21 protein-coding genes are annotated in these 18,627 nt (G+C 68.1%); 12 read left to right on the forward strand and 9 right to left on the reverse strand.

Going from position 1 to position 18,627, the window contains the following annotated elements; all coding sequences use genetic code 11:
• Positions 1-676 (reverse strand): DNA-processing protein DprA (locus AC3ENQ_RS07810; protein WP_488185850.1); only part of this gene is annotated, 676 nt, incomplete at its 3' end.
• Between the two features lie 208 nt (positions 677-884).
• Between AC3ENQ_RS07810 and AC3ENQ_RS07815 the strand changes: the two genes are divergently transcribed.
• From AC3ENQ_RS07815 to AC3ENQ_RS07840, 6 genes are all read left to right on the forward strand, one after another.
• Positions 885-1,286, forward strand: coding sequence for a hypothetical protein (locus tag AC3ENQ_RS07815; RefSeq protein WP_431803353.1), 402 nt, complete (start codon positions 885-887; stop codon positions 1,284-1,286).
• Positions 1,283-1,684: a recombinase family protein gene (locus AC3ENQ_RS07820; RefSeq protein ID WP_331336880.1), complete on the forward strand. Its 402-nt coding sequence runs from the start codon at positions 1,283-1,285 to the stop codon at positions 1,682-1,684. The genes AC3ENQ_RS07815 and AC3ENQ_RS07820 overlap by 4 nt, the downstream gene beginning before the upstream one ends.
• A gap of 186 nt (positions 1,685-1,870) precedes the next feature.
• Complete coding sequence (locus AC3ENQ_RS07825) at positions 1,871-3,874, forward strand: KAP family P-loop NTPase fold protein (RefSeq protein WP_331336879.1); 2,004 nt, start codon at positions 1,871-1,873, stop codon at positions 3,872-3,874.
• A 173-nt stretch (positions 3,875-4,047) separates the two neighbouring features.
• Complete coding sequence (locus AC3ENQ_RS07830) at positions 4,048-4,659, forward strand: hypothetical protein (RefSeq protein ID WP_431803356.1); 612 nt, start codon at positions 4,048-4,050, stop codon at positions 4,657-4,659.
• A 1-nt stretch (position 4,660) separates the two neighbouring features.
• Positions 4,661-5,947, forward strand: coding sequence for a hypothetical protein (locus tag AC3ENQ_RS07835; protein ID WP_431803358.1), 1,287 nt, complete (start codon positions 4,661-4,663; stop codon positions 5,945-5,947).
• Positions 5,944-6,717 (forward strand): TatD family hydrolase, encoded by a 774-nt coding sequence (locus AC3ENQ_RS07840; RefSeq protein ID WP_368629556.1) that lies wholly within the window; start codon positions 5,944-5,946, stop codon positions 6,715-6,717. Before AC3ENQ_RS07835 ends, AC3ENQ_RS07840 begins: the two co-directional genes overlap by 4 nt.
• 23 nt (positions 6,718-6,740) lie before the next feature.
• Here the strand turns inward: AC3ENQ_RS07840 and AC3ENQ_RS07845 are convergent, their stop codons facing one another.
• Positions 6,741-7,031, reverse strand: a complete 291-nt coding sequence (locus AC3ENQ_RS07845; RefSeq protein ID WP_331336875.1) for a hypothetical protein — start codon at positions 7,029-7,031, stop codon at positions 6,741-6,743.
• A gap of 203 nt (positions 7,032-7,234) precedes the next feature.
• Here AC3ENQ_RS07845 and AC3ENQ_RS07850 point away from each other — a divergent pair, with 203 nt between their 5' ends.
• Positions 7,235-7,657 carry an NUDIX hydrolase gene (locus tag AC3ENQ_RS07850; RefSeq protein ID WP_431803361.1) on the forward strand — a complete coding sequence of 141 codons (423 nt, stop codon included), beginning with the start codon at positions 7,235-7,237 and terminating at the stop codon, positions 7,655-7,657.
• Between the two features lie 28 nt (positions 7,658-7,685).
• On the opposite strand, the gene AC3ENQ_RS07855 is transcribed toward AC3ENQ_RS07850, so the two are convergent.
• On the reverse strand, positions 7,686-8,165 hold the full coding sequence (locus tag AC3ENQ_RS07855) for an aminoacyl-tRNA deacylase (protein ID WP_431803363.1): 480 nt from the start codon (positions 8,163-8,165) through the stop codon (positions 7,686-7,688).
• A complete protein-coding gene (locus AC3ENQ_RS07860; RefSeq protein ID WP_431803365.1) occupies positions 8,158-8,733 on the reverse strand; it encodes a DNA helicase in 576 nt (191 codons plus the stop codon). Before AC3ENQ_RS07860 ends, AC3ENQ_RS07855 begins: the two co-directional genes overlap by 8 nt.
• A gap of 88 nt (positions 8,734-8,821) precedes the next feature.
• Here AC3ENQ_RS07860 and AC3ENQ_RS07865 point away from each other — a divergent pair, with 88 nt between their 5' ends.
• Positions 8,822-9,379: a peptidylprolyl isomerase gene (locus tag AC3ENQ_RS07865; protein ID WP_431803367.1), complete on the forward strand. Its 558-nt coding sequence runs from the start codon at positions 8,822-8,824 to the stop codon at positions 9,377-9,379.
• Positions 9,380-9,386: 7 nt separating this feature from the next.
• Complete coding sequence (locus AC3ENQ_RS07870) at positions 9,387-10,244, forward strand: rhomboid family intramembrane serine protease (protein ID WP_431803369.1); 858 nt, start codon at positions 9,387-9,389, stop codon at positions 10,242-10,244.
• Positions 10,245-10,330: 86 nt separating this feature from the next.
• Here AC3ENQ_RS07870 and AC3ENQ_RS07875 read toward each other — a convergent pair whose 3' ends face one another.
• Entirely contained in the window at positions 10,331-10,570 is a 240-nt protein-coding gene (locus AC3ENQ_RS07875) for a cell division protein CrgA (RefSeq protein WP_431803371.1), read from the reverse strand.
• Positions 10,571-10,641: 71 nt separating this feature from the next.
• On the opposite strand from AC3ENQ_RS07875, the gene AC3ENQ_RS07880 reads away from it, so the two are divergent.
• From AC3ENQ_RS07880 to AC3ENQ_RS07890, 3 genes are read left to right on the forward strand one after another with little or no spacing between them, the layout of a single operon-like run.
• The gene (locus AC3ENQ_RS07880; protein WP_431803373.1) at positions 10,642-11,424 is read left to right on the forward strand and encodes a class E sortase; all 783 of its coding nucleotides are present in this window, start codon (positions 10,642-10,644) and stop codon (positions 11,422-11,424) included.
• Positions 11,424-11,582: a hypothetical protein gene (locus AC3ENQ_RS07885; RefSeq protein ID WP_431803375.1), complete on the forward strand. Its 159-nt coding sequence runs from the start codon at positions 11,424-11,426 to the stop codon at positions 11,580-11,582. The genes AC3ENQ_RS07880 and AC3ENQ_RS07885 overlap by 1 nt, the downstream gene beginning before the upstream one ends.
• The gene (locus tag AC3ENQ_RS07890; RefSeq protein ID WP_431803377.1) at positions 11,575-12,222 is read left to right on the forward strand and encodes an anthranilate synthase component II; all 648 of its coding nucleotides are present in this window, start codon (positions 11,575-11,577) and stop codon (positions 12,220-12,222) included. The genes AC3ENQ_RS07885 and AC3ENQ_RS07890 overlap by 8 nt, the downstream gene beginning before the upstream one ends.
• Positions 12,223-12,279: 57 nt before the next feature.
• Here the strand turns inward: AC3ENQ_RS07890 and pknB are convergent, their stop codons facing one another.
• From pknB to AC3ENQ_RS07910, 4 genes are all read right to left on the reverse strand, one after another.
• Positions 12,280-13,983, reverse strand: a complete 1,704-nt coding sequence (gene pknB, locus AC3ENQ_RS07895) for a Stk1 family PASTA domain-containing Ser/Thr kinase (protein ID WP_431803379.1) — start codon at positions 13,981-13,983, stop codon at positions 12,280-12,282.
• 64 nt (positions 13,984-14,047) lie between these two features.
• The gene (locus AC3ENQ_RS07900; RefSeq protein ID WP_431803381.1) at positions 14,048-15,781 is read right to left on the reverse strand and encodes a serine/threonine-protein kinase; all 1,734 of its coding nucleotides are present in this window, start codon (positions 15,779-15,781) and stop codon (positions 14,048-14,050) included.
• Entirely contained in the window at positions 15,778-17,238 is a 1,461-nt protein-coding gene (locus AC3ENQ_RS07905; protein WP_431803383.1) for a peptidoglycan D,D-transpeptidase FtsI family protein, read from the reverse strand. The genes AC3ENQ_RS07900 and AC3ENQ_RS07905 overlap by 4 nt, the downstream gene beginning before the upstream one ends.
• 13 nt (positions 17,239-17,251) lie before the next feature.
• Positions 17,252-18,571, reverse strand: a complete 1,320-nt coding sequence (locus AC3ENQ_RS07910) for an FtsW/RodA/SpoVE family cell cycle protein (RefSeq protein WP_431803850.1) — start codon at positions 18,569-18,571, stop codon at positions 17,252-17,254.
• Between the last annotated feature and the right edge of the window lie 56 nt (positions 18,572-18,627).

Raw genomic sequence — 18,627 nt, forward strand, 5'->3', positions numbered from 1 at the left:
ACTGGTGCCGGGCCGCCCCCCCCCCGGGCGGCATCTCACTCATCAGCAACCCCACATCGCCAACCTGTTCGAGCATGTCGCGATGCCCCGCCGGGTAGAGCCGGTTCGGACCGCCGGCCATCACCGCGATCGTCTGCCCGCCGCTACTCAGCGCAGCGCGGTGGGCGGCACCGTCGATGCCGTAGGCGCCGCCGGAGACCACGATCTGCTCCGCGTGCGACGCGTCGTGGGCGAGCTCGCCGGCGACGTGATCGCCGTAACTGGTCGAGGCCCGTGAACCGGTGATCGTCACCCGCGTCTCCTGCCGGGCCGCGAGGAACGAGGTCGCTCCCTTCGTCCACAGCACGTACGGGGCACGATCTCCCAGCGCGTCCACCGAGACCGGCCAATGGGCATCCCCAGGGATCAGCGGTGTGTACGACCCGTCCAGCACCCCCGCCAGATCATCGCCGAGGCTGCCCCGTGCGGCGAGCTGTTGCGCGGTGTGGTGCAGAATCGCTGCTTCCTCAGCCCGGACGCCGAGCATCGATCCGCCTGTGTCGAGGAGCCGGAGAGTCTCGACGGCGCCTTCGCGGCGCAGCAACCGGCCGACGGTGCGGTCGGCCGGCTCGGCCATTATCGAGAGCATCACGCGGGCCGTCCGCTCATCGGAGGCGTAGTCAGCCAGAGCAACCATGACCGGGTCCTTCCACTCACCAGGCGCTACCAGTGCAGGTGCGCTCGGCACCACGACGAGACCTTCCCCTCTCGCCCGATCCCGGCGTAAACTAGGAGGTGAAGCGCAGGCATTCGATCTGCAGGGTCCTTCGGGATCGCCCCTTCCGGGGCCACCATCAACACGCCGCTTCTCGATCATTCGAACCGTGTTGAATGGAGGCCCACCGATGTTCCTCAGTGACCTCGTCCGGCGCCGCTGGCGCCAGAGCGAGAACACCGCTCAGAATCTGGAACCGGCCCGCCGGCTCTTCCCGACGAACCGCATCCGCGATGCCGTCTACACCCGCCGCGGGCTCAAATGGGGCGTTCCCGCGATGCTGCTCGCTGCCCCCTACATCGCCGCCGTCAAGCTCCTGACCTACCACATCGAGCAGGGCGGCCCCGGCTGGCTCCACCTGGTCGTCCTGCTGTGCGCATGGAACGCGCTCAAGATGCTCTGGCTCGGCCCGGTGAGCCTCATCGCCCCCCTCCGCTACCGAGAGCACGTCCAGCGCCGCACCGCCCGCCGAGAAACCGAGTCGCGCAGTACGCCGGATGAGGTTCTGGTCATGACCGGAGGTGCGCCATGAAGGCCGTCATCTACCGGTATAGCGCGGCAGAGAACCCGACCTGGCTGGATCAGCAAGAAGCCGACTGCCGCCGCTACGCCGACGAGCACGACCTGACCGTCACCGAGGTCTTCACCGACGTCGGGCGCAGTCGCTACGGTCTGCAAGGCGTGCTCGATGCCGTCGAGCGGGAGGACGTGACCGGGCTCATCGTCACCGATCTTGCTCGGCTCGGCTCCAAGTACGCCGATCACGTCGCCGTCGTCCAGCAGCTCCACGACGCCGGAGTCGACATCCACGTCACCAACGACCGCACGACGAGCTCCGTCGAGGAGAACCTGATCGCCGTCAAGCAGGCACACCTCGACGCCCAGGCCCGGCGGCCGTTCCCCTCCGGTGGCAACGACTCCACGGACTGACCTGCTACAGCCGCCTGCCGAGGGCTCCCTGCGTGTCGGCCCCGAATGGGAGGGCAAACGTGAGATCCTGAACGGAAAACTTGGGTCGTCGGATGCTTGTGTGCGCTTCGCGCACCGCCCCGGCGGCGGGCGAGCTCGCGGCAGGTCTCACAGAACCGCCTTCGCGGCTGAACGTGAGGAGGCGTGATGTCCACGATCGAGGATCTTCGGGGTCGCCTCTGGTCCGATGAGCCGTCGAAAGTGGACTTCCTCGCGGCGCGGGCCATCGCGGAAACGGTCTCTGACGCTGTCCTCGATGACGCGCTCGATCCGTTGGCGATCGGACTGTCCGGCCCGTGGGGTAGCGGCAAGACCACCGTCCTTGAACTCATCAAGGCTGATCTTGACTCCCGTAGCGATCCTGAGAAAGCCAAGATCATCACCGTCCGCACCGACCCCTGGCGTTACGACCCTGCCGTGGGCGCGAAGGAGAGCCTGATCGGTGAGGTCCTCGACGCCATCGCGGCCGAACTCACCGAACGCCTCAAGGACGTCGAGGAGTCCAAGGGCGAGAAGATCAAGAAGCTCCTGAAGAGGCTCTCTGATCGGGTCGACTGGGCCAAGGCGGTCAAGCTCGCCGCCAAGTCTTCGCTCACCTTGCAGATCCCCGGTGTCAGCGACGTGCTGGATCTCATCCGCGAACCGGCGTCCGAGGGGAGTGACGCCGGGGACCAGCCGCGGGGCCTGGCCGGTTTCAAGGCTGAGTTCGCTGAGCTGTTGGGGGCCGAGGAGATGGCTCACGTGCGCCGGGTAGCGGTGCTGGTCGACGACCTCGACCGGTGCCTGGTGGATACCGTCGTGGAGACCCTGGAAGCGATCCGTCTCTTCCTGAGCGTTGAGGGCATGGCGTTCGTCATCGCGGCAGACGAGGACCGGGTTGCCGACGCGATCCGCACGCGCCTGCCAGATTCGAGCATGCCTACGGAGCGCCCCGAGGACGAAGACGCTCTCCCGGCAGAGCCCCCGTCCAAGCTCTACCTGCACAAGATCGTCCAGACCACCGTCCCACTGCCGGCTCTGGGTGCCTTCGACACGGAGTCGTATGTGCTCTTGCTGCAGCTGCAGAATCGCGTTGACCAGCGTCTCACCGATGAGCAACTGGAAAAGGTCATCACCGAATGCCACCGGCTACGCATGGCCGGTGCTCTCGACGACCTCCAGGCGCCTGACGGTCTCGACGTCCAGCGAGAGCTGTCTTTCGCGCGACGGCTCACCACGATCCTCTACGAGAAACTCCGGGGCAACCCGCGGCGCATCAAGCGATTCCTCAACGACCTGAACATCCGTCGATCCATCGCTGCGCGGCGGGGCATCGAGCTCGACTTCGACGTCGTCGCCAAGCTCATGGTTCTTGAAGTTCTCCTGCCGGATCAGTTCCAGTCCGTGCTGTCATGGTTGCGAACCGGTGAGCTTCGAGATCGACTGGAGTCGCTGGAAGCGCAAGCGAACCGGCCGAAAGAACCTCCAGTCCCCGCTCCGCCAGCTGACCTGGCCGACCGCGCACCGGATGAACCCGAGACGGCTGCGGACGCGGCCGGAGCGGAACCGCCCGACACAGCCGAAGACGCCCGACCACCCGAAGCGGAGGAAGCGCCGACCCAAGCAGCGTCAGCAGCCGCGGTCGCCCCGCACTTCGCCGAGGACATGATCCGATGGGCGAAGCTCCCACCGGATCTTCATGACCTCGACCTGAGCCCCTACCTGCACCTGGCGGCATCCTTCCGCGGCGACCTCCTGGTCAGTGCAGAGCTTCCCCAACATCTCCGCGATCTGGCCGCGCAGCTGGCCTCGACCCGCACGGTGGACAGGCGGCAACTCACTGACGAGAGCCTGCGAGCGCTCACGACCGACGATGTCGATCAGCTGCTGCGGCACCTGGGGCTGCGTGCACGAGACCGTGTCCAGGAGCAGCGCGGCGCGGTCGCCGGGATCGTCAGACTCGCCACCGCACATGTCGCCGTGCAACCGGCCGCGCTTGACGCGTTTCGCCGGCTCCCGGCCTCCGATCTGCAGCCCGGTACCGCCGTCATCCTCGCCGGGGTCGAGATCCCCGGGATGAAGGACGTCATCAACGCGTTGGCCGCGCAGCTCCCAGACGGCAACATCAAGAAGGCGCTCACCACGCCGCCACCGAAGGGCGGTAAGCGCTGATGGGAACTAAAGGCTCCTACTCCGGCAGTGCCGCCGGTGGTGACCTGCGCGACGGACTCGACGACTGGCTGGCCAGTCTCCCCGGGGCTGATGGCCAGGCTCCGCCGCCCTCAGGCAGCCAGCCCTCGCTTCTGTCCCCGCTGAAGCCGTCCCCGAGCTCGCCAGCCGGCAGGGTGCTGCCCACGGCCGCGCTCTTCCGTTCCTCCCGCGGCGGAGGGGGAAGGGGTGGGGGCGGCCGCCGGGGCGGCGAGAGCCTCACTCGATCGACGGCAGCCTCCGCGCGTTCCGCCGGCCGTGGAGCCGCAGCGGCATACGCGTACCGCAGCGGCGATGCTCAGACTCTCCGCGATCTCGGCCTGGACTACGACGCACTGCGGGCGAACCCGAACATCTTCGACGTCGCCCACCAGATCGCACAGAAAGTCTGTGAGGACCTCCCCGCGGGAACGATCGAGACTGCGGAGCAGATGGAGGTCGTCGGCAGGCTCGCCGAATGGCTCGTCGAGAGCGACAGCACGGGGACGGACGTGTCACTCGGGCAGATCGCCGAGGAAGCGGTCGCCCTAATCCTGGCCGAGGCATACCTCGTGGAGACCGCATCTAGTCTGAACACCAAGGACATGTCAGGAGCCGAACGCGCGGCGTTCGAGGACGGGATCCGTCAGGCCGCGGAAGAGCTCGCCGCACACGCGGATCTCTCGCCCAGCGGGCCCAGCGCCGAGGAGTTCACGCGCGCGATCGAAGACGGACTCGAATATCTTAGAACCATCCACGAGGCGGATTGAGATGGCGCAGTTCGATCTTCGTTTCCAAGTCCCATCGGCGCTCACTCCCGAGTCCGCCGAGCGCACGTTCTACTGGCCCACCGCTGGGGCCGGCACCTTCAACACCTCCCTGGGACCCCGGCTGGGCAAGCTCGGCCCGGTGCGACGCGAGAACATCGAACTGTTCCGCCTCGCCGCGATGGTCTACGCCGCAGACCGTTCCGTCCCGCGCCGGGCCGGCCGCGTCAACTGGACCCAACGCCACATTGCTCTGAGCGTCCCCGTCCACGACACGGCACCCTGGAACGCCATCACGAACCAGCTGCAGCAGCTCCTCGACTTCTTGTCGGGTGACCGATGGACGCTCACCTTCCGTGCAGCTCGCATCCCTCGTGAGGACATCGCGCCCAACGGGTATCCCGACGTGCAGCGGGTGGTGCTAATGAGCGGCGGCGCCGACTCCGCCACCGGTGCATTCCTCGCACGCACCCAGCCCGAACCGCACCTGCTCGTATCTCACGTCGGGGCGACATCGATCTCACCCATCCAGCAGGACGTCGCCGAACGCATCCGAGACCTCTGCCCCAATGGCAGCACGCAGCAGCACGCGCAGGTCCGCTTCACCCGACGCCAGACACAACCCGGAGGCCACCGGTTCAAGAATGAGAACACCACGCGAACCCGGTCGTTCCTGTTCCTCGCGCTCGGCCTCGCCCTCGCCTCGGTCAACGAGGTGGAACTCTGGATCCCCGAGAACGGGTTCGCTTCACTGAACCCACCCCTGGGCGCTGACCAGCTCGGCAGCCTCTCCACCCGCACCACCCACCCGTGGTTCCTCACCGAACTGTCCCGACTCGTCTCCGCCGCCGGCGCATGGGGAACCCTGTCCAATCCATTCGCGGCACAGACGAAGGGCGAGATGTTCCGGTGGCTGGCGGACCAGGTCGGCGATGACCCCGCCTCGGACCTTCTCAGCGCCACCAACTCGTGCGCGTTCACCAACCGACGATGGCTCGGCGTGACAGCGACCGACCATTGCGGAACGTGCTTCGGGTGCCTGGTGCGCCGGGCATCGTTCGCGGCCGCGGAACTCACCGACCGAAGCACCTATGTGATCGATGCCCCTCCCAGCGAGGCCGCGAGATCCCAACTCGAAAAGGCGTCGATCCTTCCCAGCATCCGCGGATTCGTGGCCCGCGGAATCCGGGTCAGCGACATCGCAGCGATGCGCCTGCCCGACGGGTACTCCGCAACCGACGCCCGTGACCTGTGCGTCCGCGGCGCGCGCGAGCTGGAGACGCTGACATGACCAACTTGCCGGCCGTTGACCTCCACGCCCACATCGACCCGACGGTCACCCCTCGGGACCTTCTGAACCTCCGAGCCGTGATCTTCGCGGCAAGTCGAAGCCTCGCCGAGTCGCGTCTCGCCCTCGATCGCCAGCACCACGACCTGCTCGCGATCTGGGGCGTCGGCGTTCACCCAGGAGTGAAGACCGCACTCGATGGCTACGACCCTGAGGAGTTCGAGCGTCTCATCGCCCGCACCCCCTACGTCGGCGAAATCGGACTCGACGCAAGAGTCCCATCCCGCCTCGCCAAACAGCACGACGTGTTGGCCGCGCTGCTCACGCAACTTCAGGCGAAGCCCCGCCTCACGTCGATCCATAGCTACCGGGCAACCAGCGAAGTCGTGGAGCATCTCGAACACACCCCGATCACCGGCGCGATCCTGCACTGGTGGCTCGGCGACCGAGCCACCACAAGGCGCGCGATTGAACTCGGAGCCTACTTCTCGATCAACACCGCCACCCTGCGCCGAAGCGACGCCATCGACCTCATCCCCATGGATCGTCTCCTCCTAGAAACAGACCACCCCGATGGGAACCGCAGCGGAGCCCGCCCGCACCAACCTGGCAATGTCAGCGACGTCGAAGCAGCTCTCGCCAAGCAGCGCGGAGTCACCACCGCTCAGATCCGAGCCCACGCCTGGCGCAACCTCGCAACACTTGTGAACACCACAGGAACGAAGCCTCTGCTGCCGCCCCGAGTCACAGCAATCCTCGGGGCGATCGAGTAACACCCAGACATGGGCCCCGAGGCTCACCGCACTCGCCCATTAGTGTCCCGAAGCTTCACACCCGCAGCGATCAGCGCGACACGCACGGAACTGGCGTTGAAGCCCATCCGCTCGCCGACCGTGGCCAGCGACTCGCCCTGCTCGTAGCGCAGGCACATCTCGCGCACCTGCTCAGATGACGGCTTCTCACCGCGTAGCCGCACTCCTCGCTCACGCAATCGCACAGCGAGTCGCTGACGGCTTACTCCCAGATCACCCGCGATCGCCCGCAGGATCTCGCCGTCCTTGTACCGGCGCTCTGCCTCTCCCAGCATGGCCACCGTCAGCCGCGGAACCGGGCGCGGCAACGCTCGCGCCGAGGTCGGCGATTCCGGCGCTGGCCTGCGCCGCCGACGGATCGCACGATGCGACGAGACCGCCAACTGCAAGGCCGGGGCAAGGTTAGAGCACTGTCGCGCTACCTCCACAGTCTCTTCTCCTCCCCCGCGCACGAGCGTCGACTCGATAGGCTCGCAGCATGGACCTGCGTGTTGCGGCCTACGCGGTCGTGTTCGATGACGAGCGAGGGCTGCTCCTCGCTCACTGGCACGAGGGTCGTCGTGCTGCGTGGACTCTGCCGGGCGGCGGGATTGAGCCCGGCGAAGATCCGCAGGATGCCGTCAAGCGCGAGGTCCGGGAGGAGACCGGGTTCCGCATCGAGATCGACGAGCTCCTCGGCATCCATTCGCGTGTGATCCCCGCGCGTCAGCGCATCCGTGACGACGCGACCGAGCCGCTCCATGCCCTCCGGATCGTCTACCGCGCGCACATCGTCGGCGGGCGTCTGCGCAACGAGACGGGCGGGTCTACCGACGAAGCCGACTGGTTCGCGATCGCCGAGATCCCGGCGCTGCAGCACGTCAACCTCGTCGACATTGGGCTGGAGATGGCCGGGCTGTGATCACCGGGCTGTGATCACCGGGCTGTGATCACCGCGCGGACGCCGGCTGGGAGATGTCGGCGACCGTTGCGCCATAGGCGGCGATGAGGTCATCGGCGTCGACGAACAGGCTGTAGCCGTGCGCGCCGGCCCCCATCGCGATGCGACGCCCGACGATCGACTCGTCGGCGTACACCGGCCAGTCGGTGCTCGAGCCGATCGGCACGATCGTCCCCCGCTCATAGCCGGTGGCGGCGAGAGCGAGTTCGGGCTCCGGCAGGCGCAGTTTGTTGACCCCGACGAGGGCCCGCAGCTTCGGCCACGAGATCGCCAAATCCCCCGGGATCAGCGCGAACAGGTACGAATCATCGGAACGCTTCACGACGAGCGTCTTGACGATATCCTCCGGTTGGAGTCCCAGGAGGGATGCCGCTTCCGCCAAACTCGACGCCGCCGGACGCTCGCGGATCTCGATGTCGAGACCGCGAGCGGCGGCGGCGGAGCGAACGCGGTCGAGCGGATCAGGCATCCGGTGCGCGCAGCGGGTCGTCGGCGACCCACAGCTCGTCGTCGGCTCGCAGCGTCTGCCACGCGGCGTACAGCACACCCGCACCCGCGGCGATGCCGAGGATGATCGCGATGACGCTGCCCGCGCCACGCTTCTTCTTCGGCGCGGCCGTGCTCACCTGAAGCTGCTTGGCGGCCTTCTTGCCGTACTTCTCGGCCTTCTTCTGGTACTTGCCCACGTCGAGCGACGTGAATCCGCGACCGGCGGCGAGGTCTCCGCGCTTCTCGTTCGCGGCATCCCACACGCTCATCGCGGAGCCGATCACCGCACCGGCAGCCGGCACGATCTTCTCGTTGTACAGCTTCTTCGACGTCTTCACGCCCTGGTCGACGTAGGGCGCGGCGTACTTCTCGTACGTGTGCTGCACGCCGGGGACGACCTGCTCGCGGTTGTAGTTGCCGAGCTGACGACCGGCCTCGCGGGCGATGTCACCGGCCTGACCGAGCAGCACCTGCTGCGACTCCCACAGTGTGGTCGCCTGGTCCTGAAGCTTGCGGAGTTCCTTCTTGCGCTTGCGGGTGATGCTCACGGGGTCTCCCTCATCCGGGGTCGTTTCCCCCCATCTTGCCAGACAGGGAGAAAGCCGGAAGGCCTTGACAGGTGGGAGAATGATCAGCATGACGACTCACACCGCCGTTGCGACCATCCACACGAACCACGGCGACATCGTCGTCAACCTGTTCGGCGACCACGCACCCCGCACGGTGCAGAACTTCACCGGCCTCGCCGACGGTTCGCAGGAGTGGACCGATCCCGCCACCGGCAAGCCCGGCGAGGGCCCCCTGTACACCGACGTCATCTTCCACCGCATCATCCCGAACTTCATGATCCAGGGCGGCGACCCCCTCGGTCAGGGCGTCGGCGGCCCCGGCTACACCTTCAACGACGAGATCCACCCCGAGCTGAACTTCAACGACCCCTACATCCTCGCCATGGCGAACGCCGGCCAGCGCCTCAACGCGATCACCGGCAAGGCCGAGGGCACGAACGGCTCGCAGTTCTTCATCACGACCGACCCCACCCCGTGGCTGCAGGGCAAGCACACCATCTTCGGCGAGGTTGCCGACGACGCCTCGCGCGCCGTCGTCGACGAGATCGCCGCGGTGCGCACGGGTGCCGGCGACCGTCCGGTCGAGCCCGTGGTCATCTCGTCGATCGACGTCGTCGAAGCTTGAGACCCGCGTGACGGACGCGGGTCTGCGGACGAACCCCGACAACTACTGCTATCGGCATCCCGACCGGCAGAGCTTCGTGCTCTGCCAGCGGTGCCTGCGCACGATCTGCACCGAGTGCCAGACGCCGCTGCCGGTCGGGGTGATCTGCCCCGAATGCCTCGCGGCGTCGCAGCAGGCCCAGAAGGAGCAGCACCGCGCGACGGTGACGCGGATGCCGCGCCGCCGCCGCGCGGTGGCGAGTTCGACGCCGGTGGTGACGTACACGCTCATCGGGCTGTCGAGCGTCTTCTACCTGATCGGGCTCATCCCGGGGTTCGGGGACGTCGTCCGCTTCTACCTGGCGCTGAACGGACAGTTCGTCTACGCGCAGCCGTGGCGGCTGTTCACGGTCGTCCTCACTCATGCCAGCGTCTGGCACATCGTGCTCAACATGCTGGCGCTGTGGGCGCTGGGCCGAAGCCTTGAACCCCTGCTCGGCAGGGGTCGCTTCCTGACCCTCTACCTGCTGAGCACCCTCGGCGGTTCGGTGCTGACGGTGCTGCTCGCGCCGACCACCTGGGTCGTGGGTGCGTCGGGTGCCGTGTGGGGTCTTCTCGGCGCGATGTTCGTGATCGGCCGGCACCTCGGCGCGAACGTGACGGCGATCGCGGTTCTGCTCGGACTGAACCTCGTGATCACGTTCCTGCCCGGATCGAACATCGCCTGGCAGGCGCACATCGGTGGCGGGCTGGTCGGCGCCCTCATCGGCTTCATCTTCGCGCGCACGCGGGCGGTGCGTCAGCGGAAGAAGCAGATCTGGCTACTCGTGGCGGTGGCCGCGGGTCTCCTCGCCCTGCTGGCCATTCCGCTGTTCCTGTACCGGTAGTTATCCACAGGTGCATCCACAGATGGGGATGAATTACACCCGTGTAGTTCACACCCGGGGATACAGATGTGGACAGGGACCGGGGGTCAGCGCCAGCGCGTCGTCATGAGGAACCCGACGAACGCGATGCCGAACCCGATCACGAGGTTCCAGCCGCCGATGCCCGGAATGGGGTAGACCGAGCCGCTCAGGTAGAACACGATCACCCAGACGAGGCCGATGATCATGAGTCCCAGCATGATGGGCTTGAACCACACCGGGTTGGGGGCGGATTCGCCCTCGCTGCGCTCGGTGAGCTGCTCGTCATCGTTGCTGGAACGTGCCATGCCCTGAAGTCTACCTACAGGCCGTTCCGCCTGTCGGCCAGGGCACAGCCGCGCTGTGGGAGAATCCGAGCATGGGGGACACGGAGCTGAGGGTGCGTCATCGGCCACGCCGTCGCGCGTCGGTCGTCGGCGTGCTCGGTGAGATCCTCATCACTGTCGGTGTCGTGGCGTTGCTCTACGTCGCCTGGCAGATGTGGATCGGCGACTGGATCATCGGCGCCGAGAAGCACAAGGAGGCCAGCGCGCTCTCGCAGAGCTGGGCGACCGCGTCCCCTGCGCCCACCGACGACGCCACTCCGACCCCGGAACCGACCGAGACGGCCGCGCCCGTCGAGACGGTCGTTCCCGTGAAGGGTCAACCCGCGCACGGCGAGCAGTTCGGCGTGATGTTCATCCCCCGCTTCGGCCCCGAGTGGCAGTTCACGGTCGCAGGCGGCACGAGCCGCAAGGACATCCTCGATCAGGGCGAGATCGGCCACTACGCCGACACCGCGATGCCCGGGCAGGTCGGCAACACCGTCTACGCCGCACACCGCTGGACCTCGGGCGCCCCCTTCGACCCGATCGACAAGCTCGTCATCGGCGACGCGATCGTGATCCAGACGCAGGACGGGTGGTACACCTACCGGTTCCGCACCCTCGAGTACGTGCAGGACACTCAGGTCGAGGTGCTCCTCCCCGTGCCCCAGCAGGTCGGGGTGGAGGCGAACGGCCGCTACCTCACCCTCACCAGCTGCGCCCCGAAGCTGAACATGCTCGAGCGCATCATCGCCTACGCCGTGTTCGAGAGCTTCACCCCCACCGTCGACGGGCCGCCGGCCTCGCTCGCACCCCCCACCGTAGGAGCCGCCTGATGTACGCCGCCCTCTGGCGCATCCTGCCCGGGCCCGCCTGGGTCCGGGTCGTGATCCTTCTGATCCTGGTCGCCGCGATCGTCTACGGCCTCTTCTGGTACGTGTTCCCCTGGGCGTCGCAGTTCATCAACCCGCAGGAGTCCACTGTCGGTGGCTGAGGTCCTCGTCGTCGACAACCACGACAGCTTCGTCCACACCCTCGTCGGCTACCTCGGAGAGCTCGGCGCCCGCACGACGATGATCGAAGCGGATGCCGTTCCGCAGGGCGACCCCGGCGCCGCCGATGCCGCGATCGCCGGATTCGACGGCATCCTCGTCTCGCCCGGCCCGGGCACCCCCGAAGCCGCCGGAGCATCGATCGAGATCGTCCGCGCCGCGGCGCGCGCCGGTGTGCCGCTCCTCGGCGTGTGCCTCGGGCACCAGGCGCTCGCCGTCGCGTTCGGTGGGCGCGTGTCGGAGGCATCCGAACTCATGCACGGGATCACGAGCGAGGTCCATCACGGCGGCGACGGGCTGTTCGACGGCATCCCCTCCCCCGTCCGCGCGGCGCGCTACCACTCACTGGCGGTCGACCCGGAGAGCGTCCCGCCGGAACTCGTCGCGACGGCGCGGACGGCGACGGGCACGATCATGGCTCTCGCCCACCGCACGCTGCCGCTGCGCGGCGTGCAGTTCCACCCCGAGGCGGTGCTCACCGAGCACGGTTACCGGCTGCTCGGGACGTGGCTCGAAGAGGTCGGATGCCGAGGCGCCGCACGCCTCGGGGCGCGACTGACCCCGCACCGCACCGTCGTCTGATCGCGCGGGCCGCTCGGGGGCGGCCTGGGGCCGCTCGGGCGCCGGACTGAGCGTGCGCTACGGTCCCGTGCACACCGTGAGCTGCACGGTGGAGTGGATCGGCACATCGCCCGGGGCGAGTGACTGCGTCGCGACGACGGGGTCGCCGGGGCTCGCCGGACAGTTCGGGTCTTCGATGACTTCCGGCGTGAGCTTGAGCGAATCGGCGGTGAGGGCACGCTGTGCGGCATCCGCCGTGTAACCGACGACGTCGACGAGCGTGACCTTGCCGCTGGCGACGACGAGGCCGACGGACGATCCGAGTGCGACCTTCGCGCCCTCGGACTGATCGGCGGAGATCACGGTTCCCTCGGCGAGATCCGGATCGTTCTGCGTGCGGACCGCGCCGAGCTTCAGGCCGACGTCGTCGAGCGCGGCGCTCGCCGCGTCGGTGCTGAGGCCGACGAGGAGCGGCACGGTCGCCATCTCCTGACCCGTCGAGACGTAGACCTTCACCGTCTGGCCGGGTGCCACGCTCGTCCCCGCGCCGGGATCGGTGCGGATGACGTTCCCCGCCGCGATCGTTTCGCTGCTCTCGTCGATCCGCTCCGGTTCGAGGTCCTGCGCGATCAGCACCTCGCTCGCGCGCTCCCATGCGACATCGACCACGTTCTCGACGATGCGTGCATTGCCGGGGACGTTCGTCCCGGGGCGGTTGGTGAGCACCCAGAACAGCACGGAGACGAGGACGACAGCCAGTACGGCGACGCCCGCCCAGATCCATGCGACCGGGGGTCCCGCCTGGGTCCGGCGCATCGTGGTGTCGGTGGAGAGCTGGCGGAGGGAGCGCGCCGTCTCGTCGGCCTGACGAGGGTTCGCGCCGTACAGCTCGTTCGTCAGCGCGCCGACCTGCTTCTTGGTCGGCGCTTTGCCTTCGCGGGTGTCGCCCAGCGCGCGACGGAACGCCGCGGCGTCCTGATAGCGCTGGTACGGGTCCTTCGCGAGGGCTCGGAGGGTCACGGCATCCAACGAGCGGGGCACGCTGTCGACGATCTCGGACGGGGGGATCGGCGTCTCGCTGACGTGCTGGTAGGCGACGGCGACGGGCGAGTCGCCGCGGAACGGCGTGCGGCCCGTGAGCAGTTCGTAGAGGACGACGCCCGTCGAGTAGACGTCGGCGCGCGCGTCGACCGGTTCGCCCTTGGCCTGTTCGGGCGAGAAGTACGCCGCGGTGCCGATGATCGCGGTCGTCTCGGCAACCGTCGAGGACGAGTCCGACACCGCGCGGGCGATGCCGAAGTCCATCACCTTGACCTGCCCGGCTGCCGTGACCATGACGTTGCCCGGTTTGATGTCGCGGTGAACGACCCCCGCGCGGTGGGAGTACTCGAGAGCCTCGAGGATGCCGTCGGTGTAGCGGATCGCGTCGTCGATCGGCGCGGGACCTTCGGCGACGATGTCTTTCAGCAGGCGGCCCGAGACGAGCTCCATGATGATGTACGGAACCGGGTGGGTGGTGCCGTCGGCATCGGTCTCGGTGTCTTCACCGGCGTCGAAGACCCGCACGATCGCCGGGTGCGACATACGAGACGCCGCCTGCGCTTCGAGCCGGAACCGGGTGCGGAAGCTCGCGTCGGCGGCGAGTTCGCGCTTCAGGAGCTTGATCGCCACCTCGCGCCCGAGGGTCAGGTCGCGCCCGCGGTACACGGTCGCCATGCCGCCGCGACCAATCAGCTCGCCGACCTCGTAGCGGCCCGACAGCACGCGTCGTTCTGCAGACACATCTCTCCCTGAAGCGCCGGTCACTCGCCGATCGGCACGCGAGCCAGCCTAACGGACCCCCCGGTCAGGGCTCCGTGGTCGGAGACGGTGAGGGGGCGGGTGCGGTGATCGTCGCGACGACGTCGGACGAGGCGGGCGAGCGGCGGACCGTTCCGTTGCCGTTCTCGCACTCGACGACGTAGTTGACGACGACGCTGCCCGATGCTCCGGCGATGACGACGGCCGGCTGCTGTCCGATGAGGAAGGATGCCTGGTTGCCGTTGCCCGCCTGGAACGTGCCGCCGTTGACGGTGAACACGTAGTTGGTGGGCGTGAAGCCGGCCGGGCAGCTGTAGCCCTGCCAGGTGACGCCGAGCTCCTTGCCCGCCTCGACGGTCGACGCGCTGAGCGTCGGAGCGCCCGGTGCGCTCATCTGCGCCTGCTCGGCGTACGTCGTGAGGGCGATGACGGCGTCGGGGCTCACGTTGCCCGAGCGCGGGTTCCACTGGTAGACCAGACCGACCTCGTCTTCGGACGGGGCGGCGTTGCCGTCGGTGCACGTCGGCGTCGCCGTGATGCCGGCAGCGCTCAGCTTGTCGCCCGCCTCGGAGCACGTCAGGCCGCTCAGGTCGATGGCGCCGAGGTTGACGTCCTCCTCGGTCGGCTCGGGCGTCGGGGTCTCGGTGGGCGACGGCGCGGCCGACGTCGGCGTGGTCGGTGCGGGCTGGGGGTTCTGGTTCGAGAAGAGCGCGAACAGCGTGCCGCCGAGCACCAGCAGCAGGAGGACGATGAGGGCGACGAGCGGCCAGGTCCAGGCGCTGCGCTTCTTCTTCTCGGCGCCGTCCAGCACCTCTTCGACCTCACCGGCGGGGCCGGCGACGGTGGTGGTCGTCATGATGCGGGTCGCGCCATCGTCTCCGGCGGGAGTAAGCAGCTGCGTCACCTCGTCGGCGGAGCGCTCCCCCGCGATCGCGGGCACGATCGCGACCGCGCCGGCGATGTCACCGCGGCGCAGCGCCGTGGCGGCGCGCGCGACGGCGGACGCCGTGGCGGGCCGGTCTTCGGGCTTCTTCGCGATCATGCTCATCACGAAGTTCCGCACGGGCTCGGCGATCGTCTCGGGCAGCGGCGGCGGGGCGTCGTTGATCTGCGCCATCGCGATCGCGACCTGCGACTCGCCCGTGAAGGGACGCTTGCCGGCGAGGCATTCGTACGCGACGATGCCGAGCGAATAGATGTCGGTCGCGGGGGATGCCGGGTGGCCCGACGCCTGCTCGGGCGAGAGGTACTGGACCGTGCCCATCACCTGGCCGGTCGCCGTCAGCGGCACCTGGTCGGCGATGCGCGCGATGCCGAAGTCGGTGATCTTGACGCGCCCGTCGGGGGTGATGAGGAGGTTTCCGGGCTTGATGTCGCGGTGCACGAGGCCGGCCGAGTGCGCCGCCTGCAGTGCCGACGCGGTCTGGGCGACGATGTCGAGCGTCTTGTCGGTGGAGAGGGTTCCCTCGCGCTCGAGGATGGTCGAGAGCGCCTCGCCGGGTACGAGCTCCATCACGAGAAAGGCGGAGCCGTTCTCCTCGCCGTAGTCGAAGACGCTCGCGATGCCCTCGTGGTTCACGAGCGCGGCGTGACGGGCCTCGGCGCGGAAGCGCTCGAGGAACCCGGGGTCGCCCATGTACTCGTCCTTGAGGATCTTGATGGCGACCGTGCGGCCGATCACGTGATCGGTGGCCTCCCAGACCTCGCCCATGCCGCCGATCGCGATCCGGGAGTCCAGTTCGTAGCGCCCACCGAAGCTCACACCCTGCGTCGGTCTCATCTGCTCAGCACCGCTTCCATGACTCGTTTCGCGATGGGGGCCGCGATCCCGTTGCTCGTCCCTTGCTGGCCGAGCCCTCCGCCGTCTTCGATCATGACCGCCACGACGACCTCGGGGTCTTCCGCCGGAGCGAAACCCGTGAACCACAGCGTGTACGGGTCCGAGGGCCCGTGCTCCGCGGTACCGGTCTTCCCGGCGACGTCGACGCCCTCTATTCTTGCACCGCTCGCGACGCCGTCACGGACATTCGCGATCATGAGGGAGGTCATCGTCTCGGCATCCTGCGCCGACAGGGCGCGGCCGAATTCGGTGCTCTCGAAGGTCTGCTGCACCGTCAGGTCGGGAGCGACGACGCGGTCGACCATGCGCGGGTTCATCACCACGCCGTCGTTCGCGATGCCCGCTGCGACCATCGCCATCTGCAGCGGCGTCGCGATGACGTCGCCCTGCCCGAAACCGGTCGAGGCGACCTCGTCTTCGCTGAGCGACTTCGTGGGATACACCGACGCGGTGGTGAGGAGGGGGATCTCGAAGCTCGAGTTGAACCCGTACTTCTCAGCCTCGGCGCGGATGGCGTCCTGCCCGAGCGCGACGGCGAGCTGGGCCATCGGGATGTTGCAGCTGAGCCGCAGCGCCGTGGCGATCGACGCCTTCTCGCCGGGGCCGCACGTGCCGCCGTCGAAGTTGTGGATCGCGGTGCTGGTTCCCGGCAGAACCCAGCTCGAGGGATTGTCGAAGGTCGACTCGGGGGTGAACTTGCCCGAGGAGAGCGCGGCGGAGACGAGCACGAGCTTGAACGTGGATGCCGGCGGGTTGAGGCTTCCCTCGATCGTGCGGTTCCAGAGCGGGTTGACGGCGGCGTCTTCGAGCTCGGCGTACGTGTTGTTGACCGCCGCGGTGTCGTGCTGCGCGAGGAGGTTCGTGTCGTAGCTCGGGCTCGTGACCATCGCGAGCACCCGGCCGGTCTTCGGGTCGAGCGCGACGACGGCGCCGGTGTACGAACCCAGGGCGTCGTAGGCGATGCGCTGCAACTCGGGGTCGAGCGTGGTGAGCACGTTCGACCCGCGCGGCGGCTGGCCCGTGATGATCTGGTCGATCCGGGAGAGGAACTGGGAGTTCGCGGTTCCCGACAGCTCGCTGTTCATCGCGCGCTCGAGCCCCGTGGCGTTGCGGAGCACCGGGTTGATGAATCCTGTCACCGGCGCCCACATCGGGGCATCCGTGTACTGGCGCTGCCAGCTGTAGAGGTCGTCGGTGGGCACCGAGGAGGCGATGACCTGGTCGCCGGCGATGATCGACCCGCGCTGCACCTCGAACGAGTCGTACAGCGTGCGCCGGTTGTCGGGATGCTCGGCGAGGGTCTGTGCCTGGATCACCTGGATCCAGCTCGTCGCCCCGAACAGGGCGAAGAACATCAGCACGAGAATGAGGCTGAGGCGTTTGAGTTCCTTCGTCATCCGATCACCACCCTCATCCGATCACGACCCGGGGCCGGGAACGGACGGCGTCGGAGATGCGCAGGAGGAGCGCCACGATGATCCAGTTCGCGATGAGCGACGATCCGCCCGCCGCGAGGAAGGGCGTCGTCAGCCCGGTCAGCGGGATGAGGCCCGTGACCCCTCCGACCATGAGGAAGACCTGCAGGCCGATCGTGAATGACAGGCCCGTCGCGAGGAGCTTGCCGAAGTCGTCCTGCCCGGCCATGCCGATGCGGATGCCGCGGCTCACGAACACCATGTAGAGGCACAGGATCGCGAAGACGCCGATGAGGCCGAGCTCCTCGCCGAGGCTCGGGAAGATGTAGTCGCTCTGCGAGAGCGGCGTGAGCCCCGGGCGGCCGCGGCCGAGGCCCGTGCCGATGAGTCCGCCGTGGGCGAGGCCGAAGATGCCCGACGCGAGCTGGAAGCTCGAGTCGTTGATCGTGTCGGGGTCGAAGGGGTGGAGCCAGTTCGTGAAGCGCGCCTGCACGTAGGGCAGGACGGTCGTGGCGAGCGCGACCCCGATCGCGACGAGGGTGAGGCCGATCACGACCCAGCTCGTCTTGCCGGTCGCGACGTAGAGCATCGCGACGAACATGCCGAAGATGAGCATTCCCGTGCCGAGGTCGCGCTGCAGCACGATGATCGCCATCGCCCCCGCCCACAGCAGCAGGAGCGGGCCCAGTTCGCGCGGGCGCGGCCAGGTGATGCCGAGGAAGCGCGTGCCGACGGAGGTCAGCGCCTCACGGGTGCGCACGAGGTACCCGGCGAAGAAGATCGCGAGGCAGATCTTGGCGAGCTCGCCGGGCTGGAAGGAGAAGATGCCGCCGATCGAGATCCAGACGTCGGCGCCCGCGTTCGTGCCGAGGCCGGGGACGAACGGGAGGAGGAGCAGAACGATGCCGGCAAGCCCGAACAGGTAGGTGTAGCGCAGCAGCACGCGGTAGTTCCGCAGCAGCACGACGATCGCGACGGCGGCGGAGACGGCGATCGCGAGCCACACGAGCTGGCGGGTCGACAGGGCTTCCCACCCGGTGTTGTTCTTCTCGATGTCGATCCGGTAGATCATCGCGAGGCCGAGGCCCGAGAGCACCGTCGCGATCGGCACGACGAACGGGTCGGCCTGCGGGGCGACGTAGCGCAGCACCACGTGCAGACCGAGAACGAGCGCGGTGAGCGCCCCGCAGTAATAGAGGAACGTCCAGTCGATCGCCCCGAGCGCACCGAGCTGCACGAGCGCGACCGCGGCGGCGTTGATGACGAACGCGAAGAGGAGCAGGGCGAGCTCGCGATTGCGCTGCGACTGCGGCATCCGGATCTTCCGCAGGGCCTTCAGAACCGCGGTGTCGGTCTGGACCGCGCCCGCCT

It is taken from the genome of Microbacterium sp. bgisy203, assembly GCF_057706945.1.

What these genes read in the sequence shown, in the direction of transcription:
- AC3ENQ_RS07815 (WP_431803353.1), top strand. Translation starts at nt 885, where the DNA reads ATGTTCCTCAGTGACCTCGTCCGGCGCCGCTGGCGCCAGAGCGAGAAC.
- AC3ENQ_RS07820 (WP_331336880.1), top strand. Translation starts at nt 1,283, where the DNA reads ATGAAGGCCGTCATCTACCGGTATAGCGCGGCAGAGAACCCGACCTGG.
- AC3ENQ_RS07825 (WP_331336879.1), top strand. Translation starts at nt 1,871, where the DNA reads ATGTCCACGATCGAGGATCTTCGGGGTCGCCTCTGGTCCGATGAGCCG.
- AC3ENQ_RS07835 (WP_431803358.1), top strand. Translation starts at nt 4,661, where the DNA reads ATGGCGCAGTTCGATCTTCGTTTCCAAGTCCCATCGGCGCTCACTCCC.
- AC3ENQ_RS07840 (WP_368629556.1), top strand. Translation starts at nt 5,944, where the DNA reads ATGACCAACTTGCCGGCCGTTGACCTCCACGCCCACATCGACCCGACG.
- AC3ENQ_RS07845 (WP_331336875.1), bottom strand. Translation starts at nt 7,031, where the DNA reads ATGCTGGGAGAGGCAGAGCGCCGGTACAAGGACGGCGAGATCCTGCGG.
- AC3ENQ_RS07850 (WP_431803361.1), top strand. Translation starts at nt 7,235, where the DNA reads ATGGACCTGCGTGTTGCGGCCTACGCGGTCGTGTTCGATGACGAGCGA.
- AC3ENQ_RS07855 (WP_431803363.1), bottom strand. Translation starts at nt 8,165, where the DNA reads ATGCCTGATCCGCTCGACCGCGTTCGCTCCGCCGCCGCCGCTCGCGGT.
- AC3ENQ_RS07865 (WP_431803367.1), top strand. Translation starts at nt 8,822, where the DNA reads ATGACGACTCACACCGCCGTTGCGACCATCCACACGAACCACGGCGAC.
- AC3ENQ_RS07875 (WP_431803371.1), bottom strand. Translation starts at nt 10,570, where the DNA reads ATGGCACGTTCCAGCAACGATGACGAGCAGCTCACCGAGCGCAGCGAG.
- AC3ENQ_RS07880 (WP_431803373.1), top strand. Translation starts at nt 10,642, where the DNA reads ATGGGGGACACGGAGCTGAGGGTGCGTCATCGGCCACGCCGTCGCGCG.
- AC3ENQ_RS07885 (WP_431803375.1), top strand. Translation starts at nt 11,424, where the DNA reads ATGTACGCCGCCCTCTGGCGCATCCTGCCCGGGCCCGCCTGGGTCCGG.
- AC3ENQ_RS07900 (WP_431803381.1), bottom strand. Translation starts at nt 15,781, where the DNA reads ATGAGACCGACGCAGGGTGTGAGCTTCGGTGGGCGCTACGAACTGGAC.
- AC3ENQ_RS07905 (WP_431803383.1), bottom strand. Translation starts at nt 17,238, where the DNA reads ATGACGAAGGAACTCAAACGCCTCAGCCTCATTCTCGTGCTGATGTTC.
- AC3ENQ_RS07910 (WP_431803850.1), bottom strand. Translation starts at nt 18,571, where the DNA reads ATGCCGCAGTCGCAGCGCAATCGCGAGCTCGCCCTGCTCCTCTTCGCG.